Consider the following 20,215-nt stretch of genomic DNA (forward strand, 5'->3'; position numbering starts at 1 on the left):
ATGTATACGAAGTAAAAAAATTGATAGGAGATTTTATATGCAAAACAGATCGAGTTCAAATGTTACGTTTATTGATGTGTCTCATTGGGAAGGGAATATTGATTGGAATGCAGTGAAGGCATCTGGAATTCCAGCAGCGTATGCAAAAGCGACAGAAGGTGTAAATTATATTGATCCTACTTTTACTAAAAATGTACAAGCAGCCCGAAGTGCGAATGTATTAATTGGTGCATACCATTTTGCACGTCCAGAACAAAATGATGCAATTTCAGAGGCGAAATATTTTGTGAGTATATTACAAAGTAACCAGACAGACTTAATGCCAGTTCTGGATTTAGAATCACCAAAAGATCCGAGTAATAGTAATTTAACTGGTAGCGCTATATCGAATTGGGCAAGAAGCTTCATAAATTATGTGAAACAGGCTACTGGAAAAGATGTAATGTTATATACAGGAGTTTGGTATATTAATGAGTTCGGAATTAGCGGATTAAGTGATATTCCACTTTGGATTGCTAAATACTCGAGTACACCGCCTGCTGATGCTGGTGGATGGACAGCGTGGACAGCATGGCAGTACACAGATTCTGGACAAATTTCAGGTGTAGGAAATTGTGATGTATCAGCTGCAGTTTCACTAGAAGCTTTACAAGGGAATGGAGCAAGTGGTGGAGGGAATGTTTCTCCGCCTAATAATGCAACTCCAGTGTACGGGGTTGCTATAATTAATGGAGATAATGTGAATTTGAGAAGTGGACCATCTTTGCAGTCTAGTATAATTCGCCAATTGAATCGTGGCGAAACATATGAAGTTTGGGGAGAACAAGATGGATGGCTTTGTTTAGGGACAAATCAGTGGGTATATAATGATCCGAGTTATATTCAGTATAAACATTATGTGGCGACTATTACTGGTGATAATGTAAATTTACGTGACGCTCCATCATTAAAAGGAAATGTTATAAGACAGTTACATCATGGTGAATCGTATCGAGTATGGAGTAAGCAAGATGGATGGCTTTGCTTAGGGACAAATCAATGGATATACTACGATCCAAGTTATATTCAGTATGGTGTACAATAGAGTGAAAATAAAAGGTGCCCCGTCAGAGGTGCCTTTTATTAAAAATATACAACTTTTACAAAGTCTATATCGAAACCATAGTATACTATAGTAGATATATTTTAAAAAAATAATAGAAAATGAAATAAAGGGGTAAAAATATGAATTATGTGCTAATAGGTGCGGTTTTAATATTATTAGCTGTAGTATTTGTGCTGTTTTATAAAAATAAACAGTTAGAATCAGAGAGTCAGCAAGTAGAATTTGAAAAGAAACAAGCAATTGAAACGTATGAAAACGAAATTGCAGCTACGGTGATAGAGCATAAAGAACAACAAAATAATTTAAAAAATATGGAACAGAAAAAATACAATGATTTACAAGTAAGTGCAAATAGAGAAATTGAAAATATGCGTATGATGAAAAATCAATTAGCTATGCAACATAGTAAAGAACGTAGTGAAATACAAAATAAACATAATAACGAAATACATATGTTTCAAAAATTAATTGCAAATTTACGAGAATATACTAAAAACGGCGCTGAAATGAATACGTACGAAACATTACATTATATGAAGCGAGGATTCATAGAGCAAGGCATCATATTAGATGCTGAAATTGAAATCATGCCGAATGTTTTTATTAAAAATAATAGTGAAATAAACGATAATCGAATCCATCATCTCATCTTGTGCAAAACTGGTATTTATATACTTGAGACGAAAGAATGGGAAGAGAAATTAATTCATGGTTTAACGAAAGAAAATGCTGGTATATATTCATTTATGATTGATGAAATGGGTAAGTATCAACAAGAAGTTGAAAAAGAAGAGACATTTGAATATATAGTAGGTAAAGATTCGTCAACTATACAAGTGAAAAATGAAGGAAATCCAGTATATAAGGCGAAGAAACTATCTCAAATTTTATACAATTGTTTGAAAGAAATGCAGGCTAATAGTATAAAAGAAAAGGTAAAACCAGTTGTATATTTTTATAATGAAAATGGAAAAGAAATAATAGATCTTTCTAGTGAGGAAACACCTAGATTAAAAGATCGGGAGCAAATTGTAACGTTCTTCAGAAATGAAATCTTAGCAGGGAAAGTAGTATATACAGTGCAAGAATTAGAACAGATTCGAGAAATGATTAGCCGGATGAATTATATAGTGAGTTAAAAGGGGAGATCTTTCTGAACGCTATGCTACGTGGCATTTTGTATGTATATTTTTGTTTGTATATAGTAATGTACATTGTATTTATATTCGTCATTGATATGGTCCATATACCCTTAAGTGTAAGGAGCATTTTTGTAGTATTCATACCATTTGTTTTATTAGTCATGATTCAAAGGGCTATTTTATATGTTTCTAAAAATCGTAATGAAGAAAAGAAGCAAATGTTGGGGGTTTTAATAGTAGCACTCATACCATTAATAGTGTGCACTGTACAACTAAGTGTAAATGAATATACATCAAAGTTTAATCAAAATAGATGGTTAAATCATGCAGATAAGCGGGTACATATGGTAGATGATCTATTACAAAAATATAAATTAATAGGGAAATCAAATGAAGAAATTATCCAATTGTTAGGAGCTCCAACGGAAACGAGAAGTGGGGAAGAAGGAGTTACCACTTTGTATTATCTTGGGACTGAACGTGGCTTTATTCCAATAGATAGCGAACAGCTTGTTATCCAATTTGATAGAGATGGAAAAGTCATGGAATATACGGTGCATAAAGATTAAAGAAACGTAGAGGGAAGCTATATGTTATAGCTTCTTTTTTATTTTTCAATATGTCACGGAAGGGGGAGAAGGTTTTTGAGTGGAATAAGGAATGAAAGCGGAGGTGATGCATATATATAGATGCATTGGGTGATTATTAGTCCGATTGGTGAGGGGTAATAATTAATAAGTACGGACAAAAACCCCACTCATTAAAGTTTCACTTTATCATATTGTATAAATGAAAAGGAGGTAAGACGGTGAAAGCAATCCCGACTGATGTCCTGAGTAAAGAATTGATGGAAAGAGAAGGAGTTATCTCTATTACAGTAAAGGAATTTGAAAAGATAGAAGTAGCTGGAGTGGTGGTCGCTGGTCCAGCAGTTATTTTGATTAATCAAGATTAAGTACATATCATTGAAATAAAAAGCATCCATCTAGGATGCTTTTTATTTGTATGTAAGCATAAATATGATGGATAATTGTGTTACTGGAGGGAAAGTCTGTGGCAATAATTATAACAATGTTAGTAATGGGTATTTTATTAGGATTTGTTGGAGCTGGAGGAGCTGGGTTTATTATCGCGATACTCACTTTAGTATTCCAAATTCCTATTCATGTTGCTCTTGCAACATCTTTAACTGCAATGGCATTTACGACATTATCAGGTGTTGTAAGTCATTACCGTGAAGGCAATGTTGCACTTATTATAGGCGGGATTGTTGGGGGATTTGGCGCAATTGGCTCTTATATTGGTTCTAAATTTGGTTCACTTATACCAGCACATCTTCTTCATTGGTTTACAGCTGGGATGTTATTTTTATCGGCAATTTTTATGTTTATTAAATTAATTATGTTCCAAAACAAAGAAAAGTCGTCTTTATATAAACATAAAGAGTTTTCCGTGAACTACTTGTTGAAATGTGTATGCCTTGGATTAGTTACTGGAATGATGGCTGGTTCATTTGGGATTGGTTCTGCACCGTTTATTCAACTTGGATTAATGGTTCTATTGGGACTTACGATTCAGCAATCTGTAGGGACAACAATGCTGGTTATATTACCGATTGCAATTGGAGGCGGGATAGGATATAGTTCGGAAGGATATTTAGATTATATATTGTTATTGCAAGTATTGATTGGGACCATGTTAGGGGCATACATTGGCGCGAAGTTTACAAATTATGCACCGCGAACGCTTTTGAGGTTTTCGATGATTATGACACCGGTTTTAGCTGGGTGTATGCTATTGATGGAATAAAGTGAAATTATAATCAGTAGGGGGTTACTGCTTACAAATAGCGGGATAAAATTAATATAGCAAACTATTAATATATTTTACGAATGAATTATATAGGTAATTCATATTTCCCATATAAAAGGATTTGTTTTAATATTATGAGTGTAAAGTTCGAGTATTCGAAGTACTACTTGAATTATATCCCTATCCCTTTTCTAAAAATGCGAACAAGTTTTGCCCTATTCTATTCAATAGTTAATTGCATAGAAATATATTGTTCGATGACCATTATGGAACGTACATAATGGGAAAATCCCGATCCTTAAAGAGGATGCCCCTAATCTTCATGTGAAAATATGATCGGATATGAAAGCTGCCCAATTTATGGTCAGCTTTCTTTTTGTTCGAAAATTATTTCTTCTTTAATTTCTGTTTGCAATAATACAGTTTTTCCGAAGCGACGTTTGCATTCCGCGCGCACTTTTTCAAGGGCTAGTAGCTGAGTAGTGGCGGGAACTGTGACAATAGCTTGGCGAGGTTTTCGATTTTCTTCACAAAAGACACATTCCACAACATAATTAGAAATCATATTTTCATCCTTCCATTTTTAATTTCTAAGAAGGGATTGTCTATGAAGTTGATGTAACTTTTCGTCATTGTTTTATTATTTTCCTCTTTTTTTCAAGGGGAAAATAATAAAGAAGGCGAATTTTAGTAGGGGAGGGATGTTTATGGAGAGATGGATAGGTAGTGCAGCGGTATGTGTAAATGAAAAAAATGAAGTTTTAATGGTACTGCAGGGAAAAGAGGGAGAAGAAAAAAGGTGGTCTGTCCCAAGTGGAGGACTTGAAAAGGGAGAGACACTAGAAGAATGTTGTATCAGGGAAGTTTGGGAAGAAACAGGTTACAATGTGGAAGTTGTAAATAAAATATATGAAAAAGAGGGTATTACATACGGTGTTCCAGTGTATGTCCATTATTATTTTGTTAAACAAATAGGCGGTAATATGAAAATCCAAGATCCTGATGAGTTAATACATGAAATTGCTTGGAAAGGGATACATGAAGTTGAACAATTGTGTTTAGCTTTTCCAGAGGATTATGAATTGCTGTACCAATATATAAATAAAGAAGCAAGTATGTAAATACTTGCTTCTTTAATGTATCCAAGACAAGAAAAGCGGAACGATAACTAAACTAGCGCCTGCTGTTAAAAGCATGGATAAACTTGCAATTGTTCCTTCCACAGGACCGATTTCGAATGCTTTTGATGTACCGGTTCCATTTGCACTCGTTCCTAACATAATACCTTTTGCGATTGCTGTTTTAATACGGCAAATACGTATGAGAGAAGGACCGAGCAATGCTCCTGTTAAGGCAGTTAAAACGACAAATACAGCAGTTAATTGTGACATACCACCAATCATTTCTGAAATAGCCATTGCGATTGGTGTTGTTACGATATGTGGCGCTAAACTATGTTCTAGTGATGAATCAATTTGAAAATAATTTGCTAGTAGTGCTGAAGTAATGACTGATAAAAACGAACCGACAATGACATTAAGTAAGATAGCCATTCCATGTTTCTTTAATAAATCAAAGTATTTATAGATTGGCCATGCAAAAGCAACTGTTGCGGGTTTTAATAATTCAGTTAACCAGTGACCACCAGATTCATATGTTTCATAAGGTGTATCTAATCCGAGCAATAAAGAAATTAAAATAATGGGACAGACGAGAAGAGGAGAAAGTAGACTCCAATTCCATCGTTGATACATTTTTTTTGATAGCCAATATGTGAATAGTGTTAATAGTAAACAAAGAAATCCGATCATTGCGTTGATCCTTTCCGCTTTAGTAGCAATTCTGTTAAAAGTCCTGTAACTAAGGTAACGCAAAGAGTGCTAATCATAATAATTAAAATGAGATCGATTCCATATTGTGTTAGTGTATCTCTGTAACGTATGACAGCGACTGCAGAAGGGATGAAAAATAAAATAAGTTCTTTTAATAAAAAATCTGCTCCGTCCTGTATCCATTCTTTTTTAACTAGGTTAAATTTTAATGAAATTAATAATAAAAAAATACCGATTATACTTCCTGGAACTGGGAGGTGTGCCTGTTTTGCAATCCATTCACCTGTCCAAGCGAAACAAAATAGTAATAAAATTTGTCCGCTTAACTTCCACCATTTCATACAGTAACCACCTCTTTCTTTTTTTACATAAAAATTGTAAAAAAGAATTAACAATTTCTACTATACGTTCATTCAAAATATTTGTCTAATATATAAATTATATGTTATTAATATATTAGACATATTAATCGAAAGTGAAAAGGGTGTCCAAAAATGGAATTACGGCATTTGCAATATTTTGTTGTTGTGGCAGAAGAGTTACACTTTGGACGGGCGGCTGCTCGTTTACAAATGACACAACCACCACTTAGTCAACAAATACAGCAATTAGAAAAAGAAATGGGAGTTACATTATTTTCAAGAACGAAAAGAAAGGTTGAACTAACAGAAGCAGGAGAAATGTTTTTAAAAGAAGTAAAAAAGGCGTTTGAACAAATTGAAAAAGCAGTAGAAGTTGCACAAAGTGCGCAAAGGGGAGAAGTAGGATCACTTTCAATTGGTTTTGTAGGTGCGGCGATATATGATATTTTACCATCAATTGTTAGGGAATATAGAAAAAAATTTCCGAGAGTGTCTGTTGCATTACATGAATTGTCAACACCAGATCAAGTTCATGCACTTCATGATAACCGTATCGATATTGGCTTTTTACGTCCACCAATTCCAACACAATTATTAGAATTAGAGCCAATTCAAAGGTTATCTTGCACCTTATGTTTACCAAAGGCACATCCACTTGCAGAGAAAGATGAAATACATATAGAAGATTTACGAGATGAGCCGTTTGTATTTATTACGAGACCAGTATGGCCAGCTTTGTATGATACAATTTTATCTCTTTGCAGAGAAGTTGGATTTAGTCCGCGTATTGTACAAGAAGCAACAGAGTATCAAACAGTTATGGGGCTTGTAGCAGCAGGGATTGGAATTACAGTAATACCCGTGTCGGCAAATAAGTTATATAAAACAGAAGTTGTATATAAAGAGTTATATGATTCTAATTTTGTTGCAGAAATGTCAGTGGCTTACAAAAAAATGAATAGTAATCCAGAGCTGCTAGAGTTTTTAAAAATTGCAAGAGAGAAGAAAAGAATAGAAGTAGAAGATGAGCAATAGTAGTAACAGAATATGGATTTAATTCAAATCCATAAAAGTACACCTTATTAAACAATAAAGCGGAAATGCAACTTAAGTTGCATTTCCGCTTTATTGTTCTTTTTTTAGCTCGATACTAAATAGATAAACGTGTTCATTTTCTTTTAAGAGTAGATCAATACCTGTTTCTTCATCAATGGTAGGAACGCTTACAGTTTCTTTACTGCTTTGGATTACAGCAGCTAAGGTTGTTTTTTGATTGTATTTTAAATTTTTTATAGATTGGATTGTAGTAGTTGCAGAGCTATTTACGCTTGGTGGCGCTTCTTCAGGAACAAGTGTTGAACCACCTTCAATATTCAGATACCACTGCCTTTTTTCTTGTATATCTTTATCGAATTGGAAATGTGGTGGTAAAAAAGAAAGCTTTACTTTCTTTTTTGAAAAATGTGAGGTAGCTATATTAGCAATTTCTTTTGTTTTTTTACCATTGTTATAATAATCAATTGTAGCATTTATTTCATCTTTATCATTTTTAAGAGTAACGTTATAAAACATGCTATTTCCTTCTTGAAAAGGAGTCATTTGTAAAATAGAAGTTTGCTCTTTTGTTAATTTGTATGGCTCAACAATGGCAACTTCATTGTTTTTTATTTGGCTACAACTTGTGAGTAATAATAAACACAAGATTGATAGTAATTTTATACGCATGCAATCTCCTCCTTTTTACAATTATATTCTAAATGTGATTTTTTATCATTTCGTTTTCTAGGACTAAAGACTTAGAAAAAATTCCGATTGTAGTGCGATGTTTAAAATGTCATATTTTTATACACTAGTAGTATAGAATGCGTATGTAATAAGGTAGGGGAAGAATTTTATGTCTTTATGTCGGTTAGCGAGAAAAAATATTAGAACATTTGCTACCAAAAGGATGAAGCAATTTATGTGGATTGCTATGAGTACTATGATTTTGTTTTTTATGATATCGTTACAATTTAATGAAGGAGCTATTTTGAAAGTAGGGGATGCATTTGTATTTCAAATGTATTTTTACACACTGTTTATTGTACTAATTTTCATATGTATTTTTACTACATATAAAATGATGTACTCCCTTTTGCTAGTGAGGAGAGAGGAGTTTACATCTTATGTAGCAGAAAATATAAAAAGAAAAGAAGTACTATGTTTATTATGTCAGGAGCAATTATTCATTTATGGAGCAGCATTTGTTTTCGGATTAATTAATGGGATGCTATTTTTGAAATTATTCACGGTTATCTTTATGAAAATCGCAGGGATACAAGGAGTAAATAGTGCGCCAATTACAATATATGCAGTTGTAATTATTAGTATAATTATGATGACTGTCGTTTTAATAACGATGATGCAATGTTATCGATTTGTTCGAAGTTTAAAAGATGAAAATTCGTTGCGATTAAAAGAAAGGGCATGAGAAATCATGCTTTTTTCTATTTTACACATAAAAATAATCATGTTACAGTGAAAAGACCTGACAAAGAATGGGAAGGAAAGGTTGTATAGAATGACAAATGAACAATCAATTGTAAAAGTCGATCGGTTAACGAAGCGAATCGGCTCAAAGACACTTGTACAAAATATTAGTTTTGAAGTGAAAAAAGGCGAGGTTGTCGGTTTACTCGGACCAAACGGTGCTGGAAAAACGACTTTAATGAGAATGATGGTTGGTATGATCCGTATGACAGAAGGTGAAGTATGGATTGATGGTCAATCTGTGAAACAGCAATTTGAAAAAACCGCTGCGAAAATTGGGGCGGTAATTGAGACACCCGAATTTTATCCTTTTTTGAGCGGGTATGAAAATTTAACATATTTCGGACGAATGAATGGTAATGTGACCGAAGAACGTATCGATGAAGTAGTGAAATTGTTAGGAATGGGACAAGTAATTAATCGTAAAGTAAAAGCATATTCACTCGGCATGAGACAACGTTTAGGAATCGCTCAGGCGCTTATTCACGATCCGGATGTGTTGGTACTAGATGAACCGACGAATGGATTAGACCCTAGTGGAATACATGAAATGAGAATGTACATAAAAAAAATTGCACACGAACAAGGAAAAGCTGTACTTGTATCGAGTCACTTACTTTCAGAAGTTGAATTAATGTGTGACAGAGTTATCATTATTCAGCACGGGGAATATGTGGCTACGCAAAATATTCAGTATATTCAAAGTGAAGAGATGGAGACGATCCGTATACGTGTAGATGATGCGAATAAAGCAGCGGAAATGTTAGGGCATGATGTTTTATTAAAGGATAATGAATTAATTATTAACGTAAAAGATGAAGAAATCCCAAATGTTATTCGTACATTGCTTGAGAAAAATATTCAAGTGTATCGTGTATATGAAGAAAGAAAAACGTTAGAAGAGCAATTTTTAGAATTAACAGGGGGAAAAGATATTGTTTAATTTAGTATATAACGAACTGTATAAAATATTTAAGCGGAAGCGAACGATTATTCCATTTGCGGTTATTGCAGTATTAATAATCGGATTAGGGTGGGTTACGGTAAAGTATTTTGAACCGGAAACAAAAGGATGGAAAGTAGATTATACAGAACGTACTGTAGAAATTGAGAAAAAGCTTGGCATGAAAAAAGAAGCTATTTTAGCAGAAAAATCAGGGGATGAGCTTGTAAAAGAATACCAGCTTAAGATGAAGCATTTAGATACGGATACAGCACCGGCAAGCAGTTCTCCACTTTCTTTCATGAGAGATACAGGTTTTATCGTATTTCCAATTTTGCTCCCATTTATCCTCGTGTATGCAAGTACAATTTTTGCGAATGAATATAGCTGGGGAACATATAAATTTTTAACAATCCGTCCGGCGAGTCGATTTAAAATTTTAACAGCAAAGTTTTTAGCAATCGTTATATTTGCAGCTTTATTGTTTATATTTAATATGATTTTCTCCGCTTTATGTGGACTTGTTATTTATAAATTCCAACAGCCTGCATGGAGTGAGTTTATTTTCCAAGATGGAAATATAATAAAACAAAATATTTTTGTGGAAGCAAGTAAATATTATGTTTTATCGTGGTTACCAACGGTTGTGTATGCATCGTTTGCATTTATGATTTCTGTGTTAACGAGATCTAGTGGAGGTGCAATTGGTATTTCACTATTCCTTGCTTTATCAGGCAATATTGCGTTATTAGCAGCCACTAGATATAACTGGGCGAAATATTTATTGCCAGCAAACACAGATTTATATAGTATTTCAAAGAATGGAAGTTTTATTGATGGAGTAACATTCCCGTTTGCATCATGTATGTTACTGCTTTATTTGTTCGTATTTTTATGTATTTCATATACTGTGTTTTTAAAACGTGATTTAACTTAATAAGAAAAGCCGTTCAGGGTGCTGAGATGCACTTTGAACGGCTTTTTTTATGAGAATTGTTTAAGTGCTCTTTCGGCTAGTAAAGCAAAGTATTCTGCACTTATAGGCAGTGCCTCTTCATTAATTGTAAAAGCAGGATGATGCCATTCATGTGTACCGCTCGTTCCCATAAAGACGAATGAACCTGGTATTTCCTGTTGGTAAAATGAGAAATCTTCTCCAGCCATTGACGGACTAGGCGAGATGATATTAAGATTCATCTTTGTGGCAACTTGAGTAGATAAGTCTGTAAGAGCTTTATCGTTGTGAACAGCAGGAGGACCTGAATAAAAACGGAATTTCGTTTTTACACCTAATGCATCAGATACACCTTTAATAATACGCTCCATGAGTGCTGGAATCTTTTCACGTGTTTCAGCTTGGAACGTGCGAATCGTTCCTTCTAACGTAGCTTTTTCAGGAATCACGTTCCACGTATTTCCTGCATGAATATTTGTAACACTAACAACCGCATTATGAGATGAACTTATATTTCGGCTTACAATTGTTTGCAGTGCCATCACAATTTGAGAGGATGCGACAATAGGATCTACGCCAGCATCTGGTACAGCCGCGTGTGTACCAACTCCGTGAATTTCAATTTCAAATCGATCAACTCCAGCCATCAGTGGACCATCTTTAATGCCAATTGTACCTACTGGTAAATCAGGTTTATTATGCATGCCGAAAATCGCTTGCACATTACGTAAATGTCCAGCATCAATAACTTTGCAAGCGCCATTACTACTTTCTTCAGCTGGTTGGAATATGAAGCGAACCGTTCCATTTAGGGAAGATTCTCTTTCTTTTAATAAGAAAGCAGTACCTAAAATAGCAGCTGTATGAAAATCGTGTCCACAAGCATGCATTTTCCCTCGTACTTTAGATGCATAGGACAAATGTGTTTCTTCTTGAATAGGAAGGGCATCAATATCAGCACGAACTGCTACAATTGGTCCGTTTTTATTACCAGACACTTCAGCGATAATTCCTGTTTCTAAATTGGAATCAATGATAGTAATATTTTTTTCTTCTAACCAATTTTTTATTGCTTTTGTTGTTTCGAACTCTTCATATGATAGTTCTGGATACTCATGTAAATGTCGACGGATGGAAATAAGTTTTTCTTTTAGTTGATTTGAAATAGATACCATGTAGTATGCCTTCTTTCTTCAGCAAAATAGTTATCATAAGTATACAACAATAAAAGAGAGGATTCTCAAATGAAAATCCTCTCTCGTTTATCCCATAAAAGCCCGATTGGTTCAACTAATTAAAGTTTCACTTTATGCTGCGACTTTTTTATGCGTAGGATGTTTACGATAACGTCCACGCATTGCGTATGCAATTTGCGGGATTGCAATCCCAATTAATATAAGTGATACACCGAACCATTGTGAAGATAGTACAGCCTCTTTTAAAACGAATACGGACATAATTGTTGTAACTGGTAGTTCCGCTGCACCAAGAATAGTCGCTAAGCCAGAACCGATTTTTGGAATCCCGATTGTAAAGGCAATAGATGGAATGACGATACTAAATGTTCCTAATCCTAAACCGTATTTCCAAAGACCTTGAGAAATGGCACCATTAAAAATAAATGTTGGTGGGAATACAATCATGACTAAAGTTAAAGCACCAGTCATTAAGAGAACACCGCGCGGTAATGAAGGTACTTCAACAGCAACTTTTCCGCTCACGAAAATGTATGTTGCGAATGTAACAGCAGATAATAAACCTAAAATGATTCCAGTCGTATCGAAAGCACCTGCTGATTGTTCTAGTAAACCACTTGATAAAAATGTCCCTACAAGTAAGAAAATAACAGAAATAACTTTTTCTCTTGAAGGTAATGTTTTTGTTGCGACTGCTTCAATGATAATTCCGACCCAAACGAATTGGAATAAAAGAATAATTGCAATAGAAGCTGGTACAGTTTTTAATGAGGCATAATAAAAAATTCCGGTAAAACTTGCAGATGTTCCTGCAACGAATAAAAGTAATGCTTGCTTTAAAGGAACGCGATGTCTAGAAAATAGAAGTGTAGTAGCAAGCAAAATAATCCAACCGAACAAATATTGGCTGCCAATTACCTCTCCAAGTGAAAATCCTTCTGCATATGCAAGCTTAACAAAAATAGCTAAAATTCCATAACTACACGCTCCTAATAAAACTAAAAGAGAATAACGAAGCATGAAAAATTCCTCCCATCTATATGAAGTTGTTCCGTATCGAAAATATATAACTAGAGGGAAGTATACAAAATTAGAAATAAAGGGTCAAATGAAAGAAAAGTATGACATTTTATAGAATAATAATAAAAGTATGATATTTATGCATAATCTTGAAATTATTAATAGTAGAAGTATTATAAAATCAACTTTGCATTGTATAGAGACAGCATTTGAAAAAAATATTTTTTAAACAAATATGTAAATAGGCGTACTAGTAGCGTGCTAATTATTTGAGAAACTATGTTACCTTTGTTATGTTAATAACAATTAAAGGAGTTTCATAATGCATTTGAGTTTTTTCTATATAATAGAAGGAAATGAAAACGTTTTATTAGAAACTGTGAGGAAATATGTTTTTTCTTATTGCCACGTTGTAAAAGTGATTTCACGAATTGTTCATAGTATTTTTATGTGTTTTTGTTACAATATTTAGGGAGAGGAGTGGAATGATGCAAGATATTAGTATTTTTTTAGCGTTTGGCGCCGGGTTCTTATCATTTATTTCCCCATGTTGCTTACCGCTTTATCCGGCATTTTTATCGTACATAACAGGTATGTCGGTTTCTGAATTGAAAGAAGAAAATGCAATGCTTCGCAAAAGAAGTATGATACATACAGCGTTTTTCTTACTTGGATTTTCAATTATATTTATTGCAATTGGATTTGGTACAAGTTTTATTGGAGGAATCTTTACTGACTATAAAGATTTAATCAGACAGTTAGGTGGTATCTTTATCATCGTGTTCGGTTTAATTATTGTCGGGGTGTTTAAGCCGAAATTTTTAATGCAAGACCGTAAATTTACATTTAAAAATCGTCCAAGTGGCTATTTTGGATCAGTACTAATTGGATTAGCCTTTGCAGCAGGGTGGACGCCATGTACCGGACCAATTCTAGTGTCCGTAATTGGATTAGCAGCAACAAATCCAGAATCAGCAATGATATACATGATTGCTTACATACTTGGATTTGCTATCCCGTTTTTCGTACTGTCATTTTTTATTACGAAAATGTCTTGGATTAAAAGAAATAGTATGGCCTTCATGAAAGTCGGAGGATACATTATGATTGTTATGGGTGTCTTCCTATACTTTAACTGGATGACGAAAATTATCGTATATTTCTCAAGTTTATTTGGTGGTTTTACCGGTTTTTAGTATTATTCTGCGAAAATGTTGGAAATACTAACGGAAAAGCATATAATGAAAGTATATTTTGCATATAGCCACAAAAAAGGATGAGAAAATATGAACATAGTTGTTTTATCCAGTATCGTTGCTGTTTGTATGGCTGTCGGTGCGATGTTTATTCGTTTAAAAGCAGCTAAGAAACCTGCAACATTGAAAAAAATTATACTTCCACCATTTTTTATGAGTACGGGCGCATTGATGTATGTTTTTCCTGAATTTCGATTAACTCCAGCAGAAATGTTAGAAGCAATTGGTGTCGGTTTGATTTTCTCTATTTTTCTTATTAAAACATCTAAGTTTGAAATTAGAGGACAAGAGATTTATTTGAAGCGTTCAAAAGCCTTTGTTTTTATATTAATTGGATTACTTGTCGTGCGGATTGTATTTAAAACATACTTAAGCCAATCTCTTGATTTAGGACAACTTAGTGGCATGTTCTTCTTACTTGCGTTTGCGATGATTGTGTCATGGAGAATTGCAATGTATCGTTCCTTTACGAAATTACAGAAGGAAATGGAAAAAGAAGATGGTTTTTATAATGAAAAAGATATGAAGCTAACTTAAAAACTGTATATGTACTAAATAAAAAGACAGCGTTAAAGGCGCTGTCTTTTTTATCGAAAATAATATGGAGTTACTTTGCGAGTAAAGATTGATAGTTAGAATAATCAATCTTTTTTTCTTGTAGTTTTTTAATTAAAAATTTATGATCACGCTTTGGTGTGGCAATGATATATCCTTTAATAATTAAGTCTTGTGTAATTCGAGAGGCATTTTCTTGTAATGCAAGTTCCCCGATTTTTCCAGCGATCTTTGATTTTGCAACATCGCGAAATAGTTCTGGAACAGGGCTTACAAGCTCTTCTAACAATTGTTTTTGTTCGTCAGCCCATAAATGTCTCGTTTTATTTATGTAGTGTTCTTCCCAATCCAAAATGGACATGCCGTCTTCTTTTGGTAATCGTTTTAAAAATTTTCTGAACATAAAGTATCCACCGATAGACATAAGCCCTAATAAAATAACCGTCCATAATACAATGAACCAACTGAACCATCCTTCGAGCAAGCATATCCCCCCTTAATGATAGCGGTTTTCTTTTATTCATATTATATACAGTGAGATTCATAGAAAGCAAGAACGCTTGGTCATTTTGACCAAGCGTTGTAGTTTAAACGAAGTATAGTTGTTCAACACATAAATTATTATTATCGTCTTCAACATACTCAATAATAAGTGTGCCAACTTTACGATCTTTATCTTCAGTTGTGAAAATAGAGTAAGAAGTAAAACGTGTTTTTGATAGGCCGCTTATATGTGTAGGTAAAGAAATGTAGTCGTTATCGCGGAAGAATTCCATCAGTTCAATATCCTCAAATTCTTTTCGGTCAACTTGTTTTTTTGTATAGCGGCGTTGAAGTTGTTTTAAAGACTCATTCCAAGAAATTGCTTTTGTGTCGTATACCATTGTTCTATCTCCTTACTGTATGTAATCATTAAGAACATACGTTCTAATCTAGTATACTCTTTTTATTCGAAAAGGGAAAGCAAAAAATAATGTAAGCTTGGATTTCCAAGCTTACATTATTGATGCGTCCGTCATAATCTCTATTTTTTATTATAAGTTAGATAGGAATAAGAAACAAGATGATATATATAATGTTGAGAGTTTTAAAAATTCTGTATATTATAGGTGTACTAAAGTGTAAGGGAATGAGAGGTATGGTATACGTAATTTCACTGCAAGGGCCGATGGCTAGCGGAAAAACAACATTGGCTAAAAGGTTAGAGAGATGTGGGCTTTCGGTTATATATGAAAATCCTTATCCAATTGTAGAAAAGCGAAAGCGATTAAATTTGGATATGAATTCAAAAGAAGGGTTTATCATAAATCAAAAAATGTTTATTGAAGCAAAAATTAAGGAGTTTCAAAATGTGAAAGATTCAGTCGTAATTTTTGATCGCGGACCAGAAGATATTGAGTTTTTTACACTCTTTTATCCAACGATTATAGGGGAAGAGTGGGATATAGAAGCTGAATTGAAAGATGAATTATATGAATTAAGAGAATGCCGTTCGGATGCGATTTTTTACTTAGATGTTACGAAGAAGAATGTATATGATAGAAAAAATAATGATAGAACAAGAAACAGAAGTACGTTTGAGGAGCAATTTAAATTAGTAGAAACTGAAAAAGACTGGTATAAACAATTTCCTGTAACTTATGTGGACACGAATAGATTAACAGTGGACGATTTAGAGGTATATTTTATGGACTGGTTAAAGGAGAGAGAGCTATGAAAAAAATACTTTTACTTGTATACCCAACATTTGCAGAGTTTGAAATAACAGTAGCAACGGCATTGCTGAAGAATAAATTTGAAATCATTACAGCGGGCTTAACAAAAGAATTGATTATAAGTGAAACAGGTTTGCAAGTGCAACCACATATAGAATTAAGGGAAGTGCATGTAGAAGAATATGAGGGAATTATTATTCCAGGCGGGGATGCGATACATATGAAGGATGCAGAAGGACTCTTTTCAGTCATTCGCCAATTTCACGAACAAGAAAAATTAGTAGCTGCTATTTGCGCTGGACCGTATGCGCTAGCAAAAGCAGGCTTATTCAAAGAAATCTCGTATACAGTGACCATAGATTATCAAAAACTTGATTGTTTTCCAGTAGAAAATTTTGTGTATAAAGAAGTTGTGCAACACTCAAATATTATTACAGCACAAGGACATGCATTTGTACCATTCGGAATAGCGATTGCCTCTTACTTTGGGATAGCGAACGAACATAATACAAATTTTTATGGCGGTAAGGGTAATGTGATGATGGAGAAACTTTTATCTGAAAATGTATAAAAGCTAGCGAATGCTAGCTTTTTTCTTTTTTACACCGATAAATAACTAAAGTTTTCGGATCGCGCCATATACCGTTATGAAGTGATAATTCATTTTCTACTTCTTCTTTTAGCCATACCTTCATTTCCGCGTGAAGAAGTGTATTATCAGGTATATTTAGCGACGGAAACATGCTAGAAATATAGTTTACTATTGGGGTAGAATGATGAAAAACGAGCGCATTATGAATAACTGTTTCTTCAACCGTTGGAAAAACGGATTGTAATATCTCTTTACCATTTTCTAAACAAAATGGAGTGACTGATGATGTTGTTTTCGGTAAATCAAATGCGTCTAACATGCGGTTACACATTTCAACTATACGAGGTAATGTAACACTAGAATTTGTTGTAGCTAAAAGTGAGCCGCCGGGACGAATTACTTTATGGAATCCTTGAATTGTTTTTTCAACATCTTTCATGTGATATAACATATGTCTTGCGATTATTAGGTCATAATAATTTGTTTTGAAAGGGAGTTTACTAGCATCCCCTCGTTTCCATTCTATTAAGTTATTCGTCTTAGCAGCTTCAGCAAGCATAGCTTCGGATTGATCCAACCCGGTTAATAGGCCTTTATGACCATTTGTTTGTAAAAGGGAAAGGAATTTTCCGCTAGCGCACCCAACCTCTAATATGCTTTCTTCCCCTTGAAGTTGTAAATGTTCAATAACGATTTCATCTAAATTCACTTGTTTTTCTTCGTAATGTTTATGCGTATCGATACGTGTTTGTAAATTGTTACTGACGCTATATTGCCTTTTTACATCATTCATTTTTTCATATTCCACTTTCGTACAAAATTGTTGGATCGCATGTGTTAATACATCCGTTTTCTTTAAACCTTCGTAATGGAGTGCAGCTTCAAACCTTGCAAGTAATTTTTCTTCAATTCGAAAATGAATATCTTTTCGCTTCGTCATTGAAATCTCGCCCCTTTGCATCTGTTAGTGAGACTATAGCATGCTTGGAAAAATTGTGTAAATAATTTGTGTACACAAATGGAGGGGATGAAAAAAATGTTTGAATGTGAGTTTAAACTATTGACGATTTAACCGTTTTCATATATTCTTAAATTAAGTAATATTCAAATAATTCAAAAGAAATGAGAGAGTCACATGCTTCTTCAAGGAACACATCGAATTGGTCGTATGGCCATGCTGTTGGCACTTGCGGATGAAAATGAAAGTCCTGTATTATCCATTCCGAAAGGTTGGAAGTATTGTACGGGGAAAGTGGGTTCGATGAATTCGCAAAAGGTTGTCGCAGCAATGGAAACAGCGGCTAAGAGCAACCAAGTTATTGAAACAGATGTTTACAGAGAAACACATGCACTTTATCATGCAATTATGGAAGCTTTGTACGGAGTGACGAGAGGTCAAATTCAGTTAGCAGACGTTCTTCGTACAGTAGGACTTCGGTTTGCGATTGTGCGCGGTACACCATACGACGGAAAAAAAGAAGGCGAATGGGTTGCTGTTGCATTATATGGAACGATTGGTGCACCTGTAAAAGGATCTGAGCATGAGGCGATTGGTTTAGGAATTAATCACATATGATTTGCCCATAGTCTATTAGTTAGAAGGGGGCCTTACTTTTTTAGGACAGAAGTCTGTCTTAAAAAGATAAGGTCCCCTTTTGCCTTTTTAAGGAGGAAAAATGATGATTACGTTAACAGGACATACATTGACAGTTGAAGAAATGAAGAGGTTATTACTTGAAGGAGAAGGTGTAACAGCTTGTCCAACTAGTATGCAAAAGGTAGCAGAATGCCGCGAAGTAGTTGAGAAAATCGTAGAAGACGGAAAAGTCGTTTACGGTATTACAACTGGATTTGGAAAGTTTAGTGATGTGCTAATTCAAAAAGAAGATGTGAAGGCACTTCAGCATAATTTAATTCAGTCACATGCATGTGGGATAGGCGATCCATTCCCAGAAGAAGTATCACGCGGTATGTTAATTTTACGAGCGAACACGATGCTTAAAGGAGTATCTGGTGTTAGACCGCTCGTTGTAAATATGCTTCTTGAGTTTGTAAACCGTAAGATTCACCCAGTCGTTCCGCAACAAGGTTCACTTGGTGCGAGTGGAGATTTGGCACCTTTATCTCATCTTGCGCTCGTATTATTAGGCGAAGGTGAAGTGTTCTATAAGGGGAAACGCGTTCATGCAATGGTTGCTCTTACAGAAGAAGGGCTTGAGCCAATTGAACTTGAAGCGAAAGAAGGTCTTGCATTAATTAATGGTACGCAGGCGATGACAGCGCAAGGAGTTCTTTCTTATATAGAAGCAGAAGCAACGGCGTATCAAGCTGAACTAATTGCTTCGATGACAATTGAAGGGTTACAAGGCATTATTGATGCATTTGATGAAAATGTTCATAAAGCACGTGGTTATAAAGAGCAAGTGGATGTAGCAAGCAGAATTCGTGACATTCTTCATGATAGTAAGTTAACAACAAAACAAGGAGAACTACGTGTACAGGATGCCTATTCACTTCGTTGTATCCCGCAAGTACACGGTGCTTCTTGGCAAGTTTTGAATTATGTGAAAGAAAAATTAGAAATTGAAATGAATGCCGCAACAGATAATCCGCTAATCTTTGATGGCGGGGAAAAAGTAATTTCAGGTGGTAATTTCCATGGTCAACCGATTGCGTTTGCGATGGACTTCTTAAAAGTAGGAATGGCGGAACTTGCAAATATTTCGGAGCGCCGTATTGAGCGTTTAGTAAATCCGCAATTAAATGATTTACCACCATTTTTAAGTCCAGAACCAGGACTGCAGTCAGGTGCAATGATTATGCAGTATGCTGCAGCGTCACTTGTTTCTGAAAATAAAACGTTAGCACATCCGGCGAGTGTAGATTCAATTCCGTCTTCTGCTAACCAAGAAGATCATGTAAGTATGGGAACAATCGCTTCACGCCATGCTCATCAGATCATTCAAAATGCAAGACGTGTTCTTTCAATTGAGATGATTTGTGCAATGCAAGCAGCAGAATATCGTGGTATTGAAAATATGAGTACAGTGACGAAGAGCTTCTACCATCAAGGTCGTCAGCAAGTGCCATCTATTAAAAATGACCGTATATTCTCAACGGATATTGAAAATATTGCGCATTGGTTAAAAACGAATTATTCAATAAAAGAAAGATTAGATGTAAACGCAGCACTATAAAATG

General features: G+C 34.5%; 26 protein-coding genes. 17 read left to right on the forward strand and 9 right to left on the reverse strand.

What is annotated here, in order from left to right; genetic code table 11:
* The first annotated feature begins 37 nt into the window (after nucleotides 1–37).
* The 5 genes from MRP26_RS25205 (at nucleotide 38) to MRP26_RS25225 (ending at nucleotide 4,056) form a co-directional block, all read left to right on the forward strand.
* The gene (locus tag MRP26_RS25205; protein WP_001181401.1) at nucleotides 38–1,084 is read left to right on the forward strand and encodes a GH25 family lysozyme; all 1,047 of its coding nucleotides are present in this window, start codon (nucleotides 38–40) and stop codon (nucleotides 1,082–1,084) included.
* A gap of 140 nt (nucleotides 1,085–1,224) precedes the next feature.
* Nucleotides 1,225–2,244 carry an NERD domain-containing protein gene (locus MRP26_RS25210; RefSeq protein ID WP_197241247.1) on the forward strand — a complete coding sequence of 340 codons (1,020 nt, stop codon included), beginning with the start codon at nucleotides 1,225–1,227 and terminating at the stop codon, nucleotides 2,242–2,244.
* A gap of 23 nt (nucleotides 2,245–2,267) precedes the next feature.
* Complete coding sequence (locus MRP26_RS25215) at nucleotides 2,268–2,816, forward strand: hypothetical protein (RefSeq protein ID WP_242807048.1); 549 nt, start codon at nucleotides 2,268–2,270, stop codon at nucleotides 2,814–2,816.
* A gap of 239 nt (nucleotides 2,817–3,055) precedes the next feature.
* Nucleotides 3,056–3,202: a BC1881 family protein gene (locus tag MRP26_RS25220; protein WP_000644411.1), complete on the forward strand. Its 147-nt coding sequence runs from the start codon at nucleotides 3,056–3,058 to the stop codon at nucleotides 3,200–3,202.
* 98 nt (nucleotides 3,203–3,300) lie between these two features.
* Complete coding sequence (locus MRP26_RS25225; RefSeq protein WP_000974667.1) at nucleotides 3,301–4,056, forward strand: sulfite exporter TauE/SafE family protein; 756 nt, start codon at nucleotides 3,301–3,303, stop codon at nucleotides 4,054–4,056.
* 367 nt (nucleotides 4,057–4,423) lie between these two features.
* On the opposite strand, the gene MRP26_RS25230 is transcribed toward MRP26_RS25225, so the two are convergent.
* Entirely contained in the window at nucleotides 4,424–4,624 is a 201-nt protein-coding gene (locus MRP26_RS25230; RefSeq protein ID WP_000625226.1) for a DUF3903 domain-containing protein, read from the reverse strand.
* Between the two features lie 142 nt (nucleotides 4,625–4,766).
* Between MRP26_RS25230 and MRP26_RS25235 the strand changes: the two genes are divergently transcribed.
* Nucleotides 4,767–5,180, forward strand: a complete 414-nt coding sequence (locus MRP26_RS25235; protein ID WP_053563807.1) for an NUDIX hydrolase — start codon at nucleotides 4,767–4,769, stop codon at nucleotides 5,178–5,180.
* Between the two features lie 12 nt (nucleotides 5,181–5,192).
* Here MRP26_RS25235 and MRP26_RS25240 read toward each other — a convergent pair whose 3' ends face one another.
* Both MRP26_RS25240 and MRP26_RS25245 read right to left on the reverse strand, forming a co-directional pair.
* Complete coding sequence (locus tag MRP26_RS25240) at nucleotides 5,193–5,870, reverse strand: LrgB family protein (RefSeq protein ID WP_053563808.1); 678 nt, start codon at nucleotides 5,868–5,870, stop codon at nucleotides 5,193–5,195.
* Nucleotides 5,867–6,232 (reverse strand): CidA/LrgA family holin-like protein, encoded by a 366-nt coding sequence (locus MRP26_RS25245; protein ID WP_000872365.1) that lies wholly within the window; start codon nucleotides 6,230–6,232, stop codon nucleotides 5,867–5,869. The genes MRP26_RS25240 and MRP26_RS25245 overlap by 4 nt, the downstream gene beginning before the upstream one ends.
* A 153-nt stretch (nucleotides 6,233–6,385) precedes the next feature.
* Here MRP26_RS25245 and alsR point away from each other — a divergent pair, with 153 nt between their 5' ends.
* Nucleotides 6,386–7,288, forward strand: a complete 903-nt coding sequence (alsR, locus tag MRP26_RS25250) for an acetoin biosynthesis transcriptional regulator AlsR (RefSeq protein ID WP_000423235.1) — start codon at nucleotides 6,386–6,388, stop codon at nucleotides 7,286–7,288.
* Between the two features lie 90 nt (nucleotides 7,289–7,378).
* Here the strand turns inward: alsR and MRP26_RS25255 are convergent, their stop codons facing one another.
* Entirely contained in the window at nucleotides 7,379–7,978 is a 600-nt protein-coding gene (locus MRP26_RS25255; RefSeq protein ID WP_242807050.1) for a histidine kinase, read from the reverse strand.
* Nucleotides 7,979–8,147: 169 nt separating this feature from the next.
* Here MRP26_RS25255 and MRP26_RS25260 point away from each other — a divergent pair, with 169 nt between their 5' ends.
* From MRP26_RS25260 to MRP26_RS25270, 3 genes are all read left to right on the forward strand, one after another.
* Complete coding sequence (locus MRP26_RS25260; protein ID WP_000050626.1) at nucleotides 8,148–8,723, forward strand: hypothetical protein; 576 nt, start codon at nucleotides 8,148–8,150, stop codon at nucleotides 8,721–8,723.
* Between the two features lie 90 nt (nucleotides 8,724–8,813).
* Entirely contained in the window at nucleotides 8,814–9,725 is a 912-nt protein-coding gene (locus MRP26_RS25265) for an ABC transporter ATP-binding protein (protein WP_000180627.1), read from the forward strand.
* Entirely contained in the window at nucleotides 9,718–10,662 is a 945-nt protein-coding gene (locus MRP26_RS25270; protein ID WP_000482759.1) for an ABC transporter permease, read from the forward strand. The genes MRP26_RS25265 and MRP26_RS25270 overlap by 8 nt, the downstream gene beginning before the upstream one ends.
* A 47-nt stretch (nucleotides 10,663–10,709) precedes the next feature.
* On the opposite strand, the gene MRP26_RS25275 is transcribed toward MRP26_RS25270, so the two are convergent.
* The gene (locus MRP26_RS25275) at nucleotides 10,710–11,855 is read right to left on the reverse strand and encodes a M20 peptidase aminoacylase family protein (RefSeq protein ID WP_000253676.1); all 1,146 of its coding nucleotides are present in this window, start codon (nucleotides 11,853–11,855) and stop codon (nucleotides 10,710–10,712) included.
* 132 nt (nucleotides 11,856–11,987) lie between these two features.
* Complete coding sequence (locus tag MRP26_RS25280) at nucleotides 11,988–12,896, reverse strand: EamA family transporter (protein WP_000947049.1); 909 nt, start codon at nucleotides 12,894–12,896, stop codon at nucleotides 11,988–11,990.
* A 322-nt stretch (nucleotides 12,897–13,218) separates the two neighbouring features.
* On the opposite strand from MRP26_RS25280, the gene MRP26_RS30995 reads away from it, so the two are divergent.
* The 3 genes from MRP26_RS30995 (at nucleotide 13,219) to MRP26_RS25290 (ending at nucleotide 14,689) form a co-directional block, all read left to right on the forward strand.
* Nucleotides 13,219–13,368 (forward strand): hypothetical protein, encoded by a 150-nt coding sequence (locus MRP26_RS30995; protein ID WP_002152557.1) that lies wholly within the window; start codon nucleotides 13,219–13,221, stop codon nucleotides 13,366–13,368.
* A gap of 16 nt (nucleotides 13,369–13,384) precedes the next feature.
* Nucleotides 13,385–14,092, forward strand: coding sequence for a cytochrome c-type biogenesis protein CcdA (ccdA, locus tag MRP26_RS25285; protein WP_001152676.1), 708 nt, complete (start codon nucleotides 13,385–13,387; stop codon nucleotides 14,090–14,092).
* 90 nt (nucleotides 14,093–14,182) lie between these two features.
* Nucleotides 14,183–14,689, forward strand: a complete 507-nt coding sequence (locus MRP26_RS25290; protein WP_001028640.1) for a CcdC family protein — start codon at nucleotides 14,183–14,185, stop codon at nucleotides 14,687–14,689.
* 70 nt (nucleotides 14,690–14,759) lie between these two features.
* On the opposite strand, the gene MRP26_RS25295 is transcribed toward MRP26_RS25290, so the two are convergent.
* Both MRP26_RS25295 and MRP26_RS25300 read right to left on the reverse strand, forming a co-directional pair.
* Nucleotides 14,760–15,191: a DUF2621 domain-containing protein gene (locus MRP26_RS25295; protein WP_000889378.1), complete on the reverse strand. Its 432-nt coding sequence runs from the start codon at nucleotides 15,189–15,191 to the stop codon at nucleotides 14,760–14,762.
* A gap of 103 nt (nucleotides 15,192–15,294) precedes the next feature.
* Nucleotides 15,295–15,591 (reverse strand): hypothetical protein, encoded by a 297-nt coding sequence (locus tag MRP26_RS25300; RefSeq protein WP_242807051.1) that lies wholly within the window; start codon nucleotides 15,589–15,591, stop codon nucleotides 15,295–15,297.
* A gap of 245 nt (nucleotides 15,592–15,836) precedes the next feature.
* On the opposite strand from MRP26_RS25300, the gene MRP26_RS25305 reads away from it, so the two are divergent.
* Both MRP26_RS25305 and MRP26_RS25310 read left to right on the forward strand, forming a co-directional pair.
* Nucleotides 15,837–16,424 (forward strand): AAA family ATPase, encoded by a 588-nt coding sequence (locus MRP26_RS25305; RefSeq protein WP_003271178.1) that lies wholly within the window; start codon nucleotides 15,837–15,839, stop codon nucleotides 16,422–16,424.
* A complete protein-coding gene (locus tag MRP26_RS25310) occupies nucleotides 16,421–16,993 on the forward strand; it encodes a DJ-1/PfpI family protein (RefSeq protein WP_000722338.1) in 573 nt (190 codons plus the stop codon). The genes MRP26_RS25305 and MRP26_RS25310 overlap by 4 nt, the downstream gene beginning before the upstream one ends.
* A gap of 13 nt (nucleotides 16,994–17,006) precedes the next feature.
* On the opposite strand, the gene MRP26_RS25315 is transcribed toward MRP26_RS25310, so the two are convergent.
* On the reverse strand, nucleotides 17,007–17,954 hold the full coding sequence (locus MRP26_RS25315) for a class I SAM-dependent methyltransferase (RefSeq protein ID WP_000166750.1): 948 nt from the start codon (nucleotides 17,952–17,954) through the stop codon (nucleotides 17,007–17,009).
* Nucleotides 17,955–18,149: 195 nt separating this feature from the next.
* Between MRP26_RS25315 and hutP the strand changes: the two genes are divergently transcribed.
* Together hutP and hutH are read left to right on the forward strand one after the other, a co-directional pair.
* Nucleotides 18,150–18,590 (forward strand): hut operon transcriptional regulator HutP, encoded by a 441-nt coding sequence (hutP, locus tag MRP26_RS25320; protein ID WP_000926516.1) that lies wholly within the window; start codon nucleotides 18,150–18,152, stop codon nucleotides 18,588–18,590.
* A 103-nt stretch (nucleotides 18,591–18,693) separates the two neighbouring features.
* The gene (gene hutH / locus MRP26_RS25325; protein WP_069356088.1) at nucleotides 18,694–20,211 is read left to right on the forward strand and encodes a histidine ammonia-lyase; all 1,518 of its coding nucleotides are present in this window, start codon (nucleotides 18,694–18,696) and stop codon (nucleotides 20,209–20,211) included.
* Nucleotides 20,212–20,215: the final 4 nt, after the last annotated feature.

It is taken from the genome of Bacillus sp. CCB-MMP212 (assembly GCF_022748145.1).
Taxonomy (GTDB): Bacteria; Bacillota; Bacilli; order Bacillales; family Bacillaceae_G; genus Bacillus_A; species Bacillus_A cereus.

Excerpts from the sequence above, each read along its gene's own strand:
- MRP26_RS25205 (WP_001181401.1), top strand. The coding sequence starts at position 38 with ATGCAAAACAGATCGAGTTCAAATGTTACGTTTATTGATGTGTCTCAT.
- MRP26_RS25210 (WP_197241247.1), top strand. The coding sequence starts at position 1,225 with ATGAATTATGTGCTAATAGGTGCGGTTTTAATATTATTAGCTGTAGTA.
- MRP26_RS25215 (WP_242807048.1), top strand. The coding sequence starts at position 2,268 with ATGCTACGTGGCATTTTGTATGTATATTTTTGTTTGTATATAGTAATG.
- MRP26_RS25230 (WP_000625226.1), bottom strand. The coding sequence starts at position 4,624 with ATGATTTCTAATTATGTTGTGGAATGTGTCTTTTGTGAAGAAAATCGA.
- MRP26_RS25235 (WP_053563807.1), top strand. The coding sequence starts at position 4,767 with ATGGAGAGATGGATAGGTAGTGCAGCGGTATGTGTAAATGAAAAAAAT.
- MRP26_RS25240 (WP_053563808.1), bottom strand. The coding sequence starts at position 5,870 with ATGATCGGATTTCTTTGTTTACTATTAACACTATTCACATATTGGCTA.
- MRP26_RS25245 (WP_000872365.1), bottom strand. The coding sequence starts at position 6,232 with ATGAAATGGTGGAAGTTAAGCGGACAAATTTTATTACTATTTTGTTTC.
- alsR (WP_000423235.1), top strand. The coding sequence starts at position 6,386 with ATGGAATTACGGCATTTGCAATATTTTGTTGTTGTGGCAGAAGAGTTA.
- MRP26_RS25255 (WP_242807050.1), bottom strand. The coding sequence starts at position 7,978 with ATGCGTATAAAATTACTATCAATCTTGTGTTTATTATTACTCACAAGT.
- MRP26_RS25260 (WP_000050626.1), top strand. The coding sequence starts at position 8,148 with ATGTCTTTATGTCGGTTAGCGAGAAAAAATATTAGAACATTTGCTACC.
- MRP26_RS25265 (WP_000180627.1), top strand. The coding sequence starts at position 8,814 with ATGACAAATGAACAATCAATTGTAAAAGTCGATCGGTTAACGAAGCGA.
- MRP26_RS25275 (WP_000253676.1), bottom strand. The coding sequence starts at position 11,855 with ATGGTATCTATTTCAAATCAACTAAAAGAAAAACTTATTTCCATCCGT.
- MRP26_RS25280 (WP_000947049.1), bottom strand. The coding sequence starts at position 12,896 with ATGCTTCGTTATTCTCTTTTAGTTTTATTAGGAGCGTGTAGTTATGGA.
- MRP26_RS30995 (WP_002152557.1), top strand. The coding sequence starts at position 13,219 with ATGCATTTGAGTTTTTTCTATATAATAGAAGGAAATGAAAACGTTTTA.
- ccdA (WP_001152676.1), top strand. The coding sequence starts at position 13,385 with ATGCAAGATATTAGTATTTTTTTAGCGTTTGGCGCCGGGTTCTTATCA.
- MRP26_RS25290 (WP_001028640.1), top strand. The coding sequence starts at position 14,183 with ATGAACATAGTTGTTTTATCCAGTATCGTTGCTGTTTGTATGGCTGTC.
- MRP26_RS25300 (WP_242807051.1), bottom strand. The coding sequence starts at position 15,591 with ATGGTATACGACACAAAAGCAATTTCTTGGAATGAGTCTTTAAAACAA.
- MRP26_RS25305 (WP_003271178.1), top strand. The coding sequence starts at position 15,837 with ATGAGAGGTATGGTATACGTAATTTCACTGCAAGGGCCGATGGCTAGC.
- MRP26_RS25310 (WP_000722338.1), top strand. The coding sequence starts at position 16,421 with ATGAAAAAAATACTTTTACTTGTATACCCAACATTTGCAGAGTTTGAA.
- MRP26_RS25315 (WP_000166750.1), bottom strand. The coding sequence starts at position 17,954 with ATGACGAAGCGAAAAGATATTCATTTTCGAATTGAAGAAAAATTACTT.
- hutP (WP_000926516.1), top strand. The coding sequence starts at position 18,150 with ATGCTTCTTCAAGGAACACATCGAATTGGTCGTATGGCCATGCTGTTG.
- hutH (WP_069356088.1), top strand. The coding sequence starts at position 18,694 with ATGATTACGTTAACAGGACATACATTGACAGTTGAAGAAATGAAGAGG.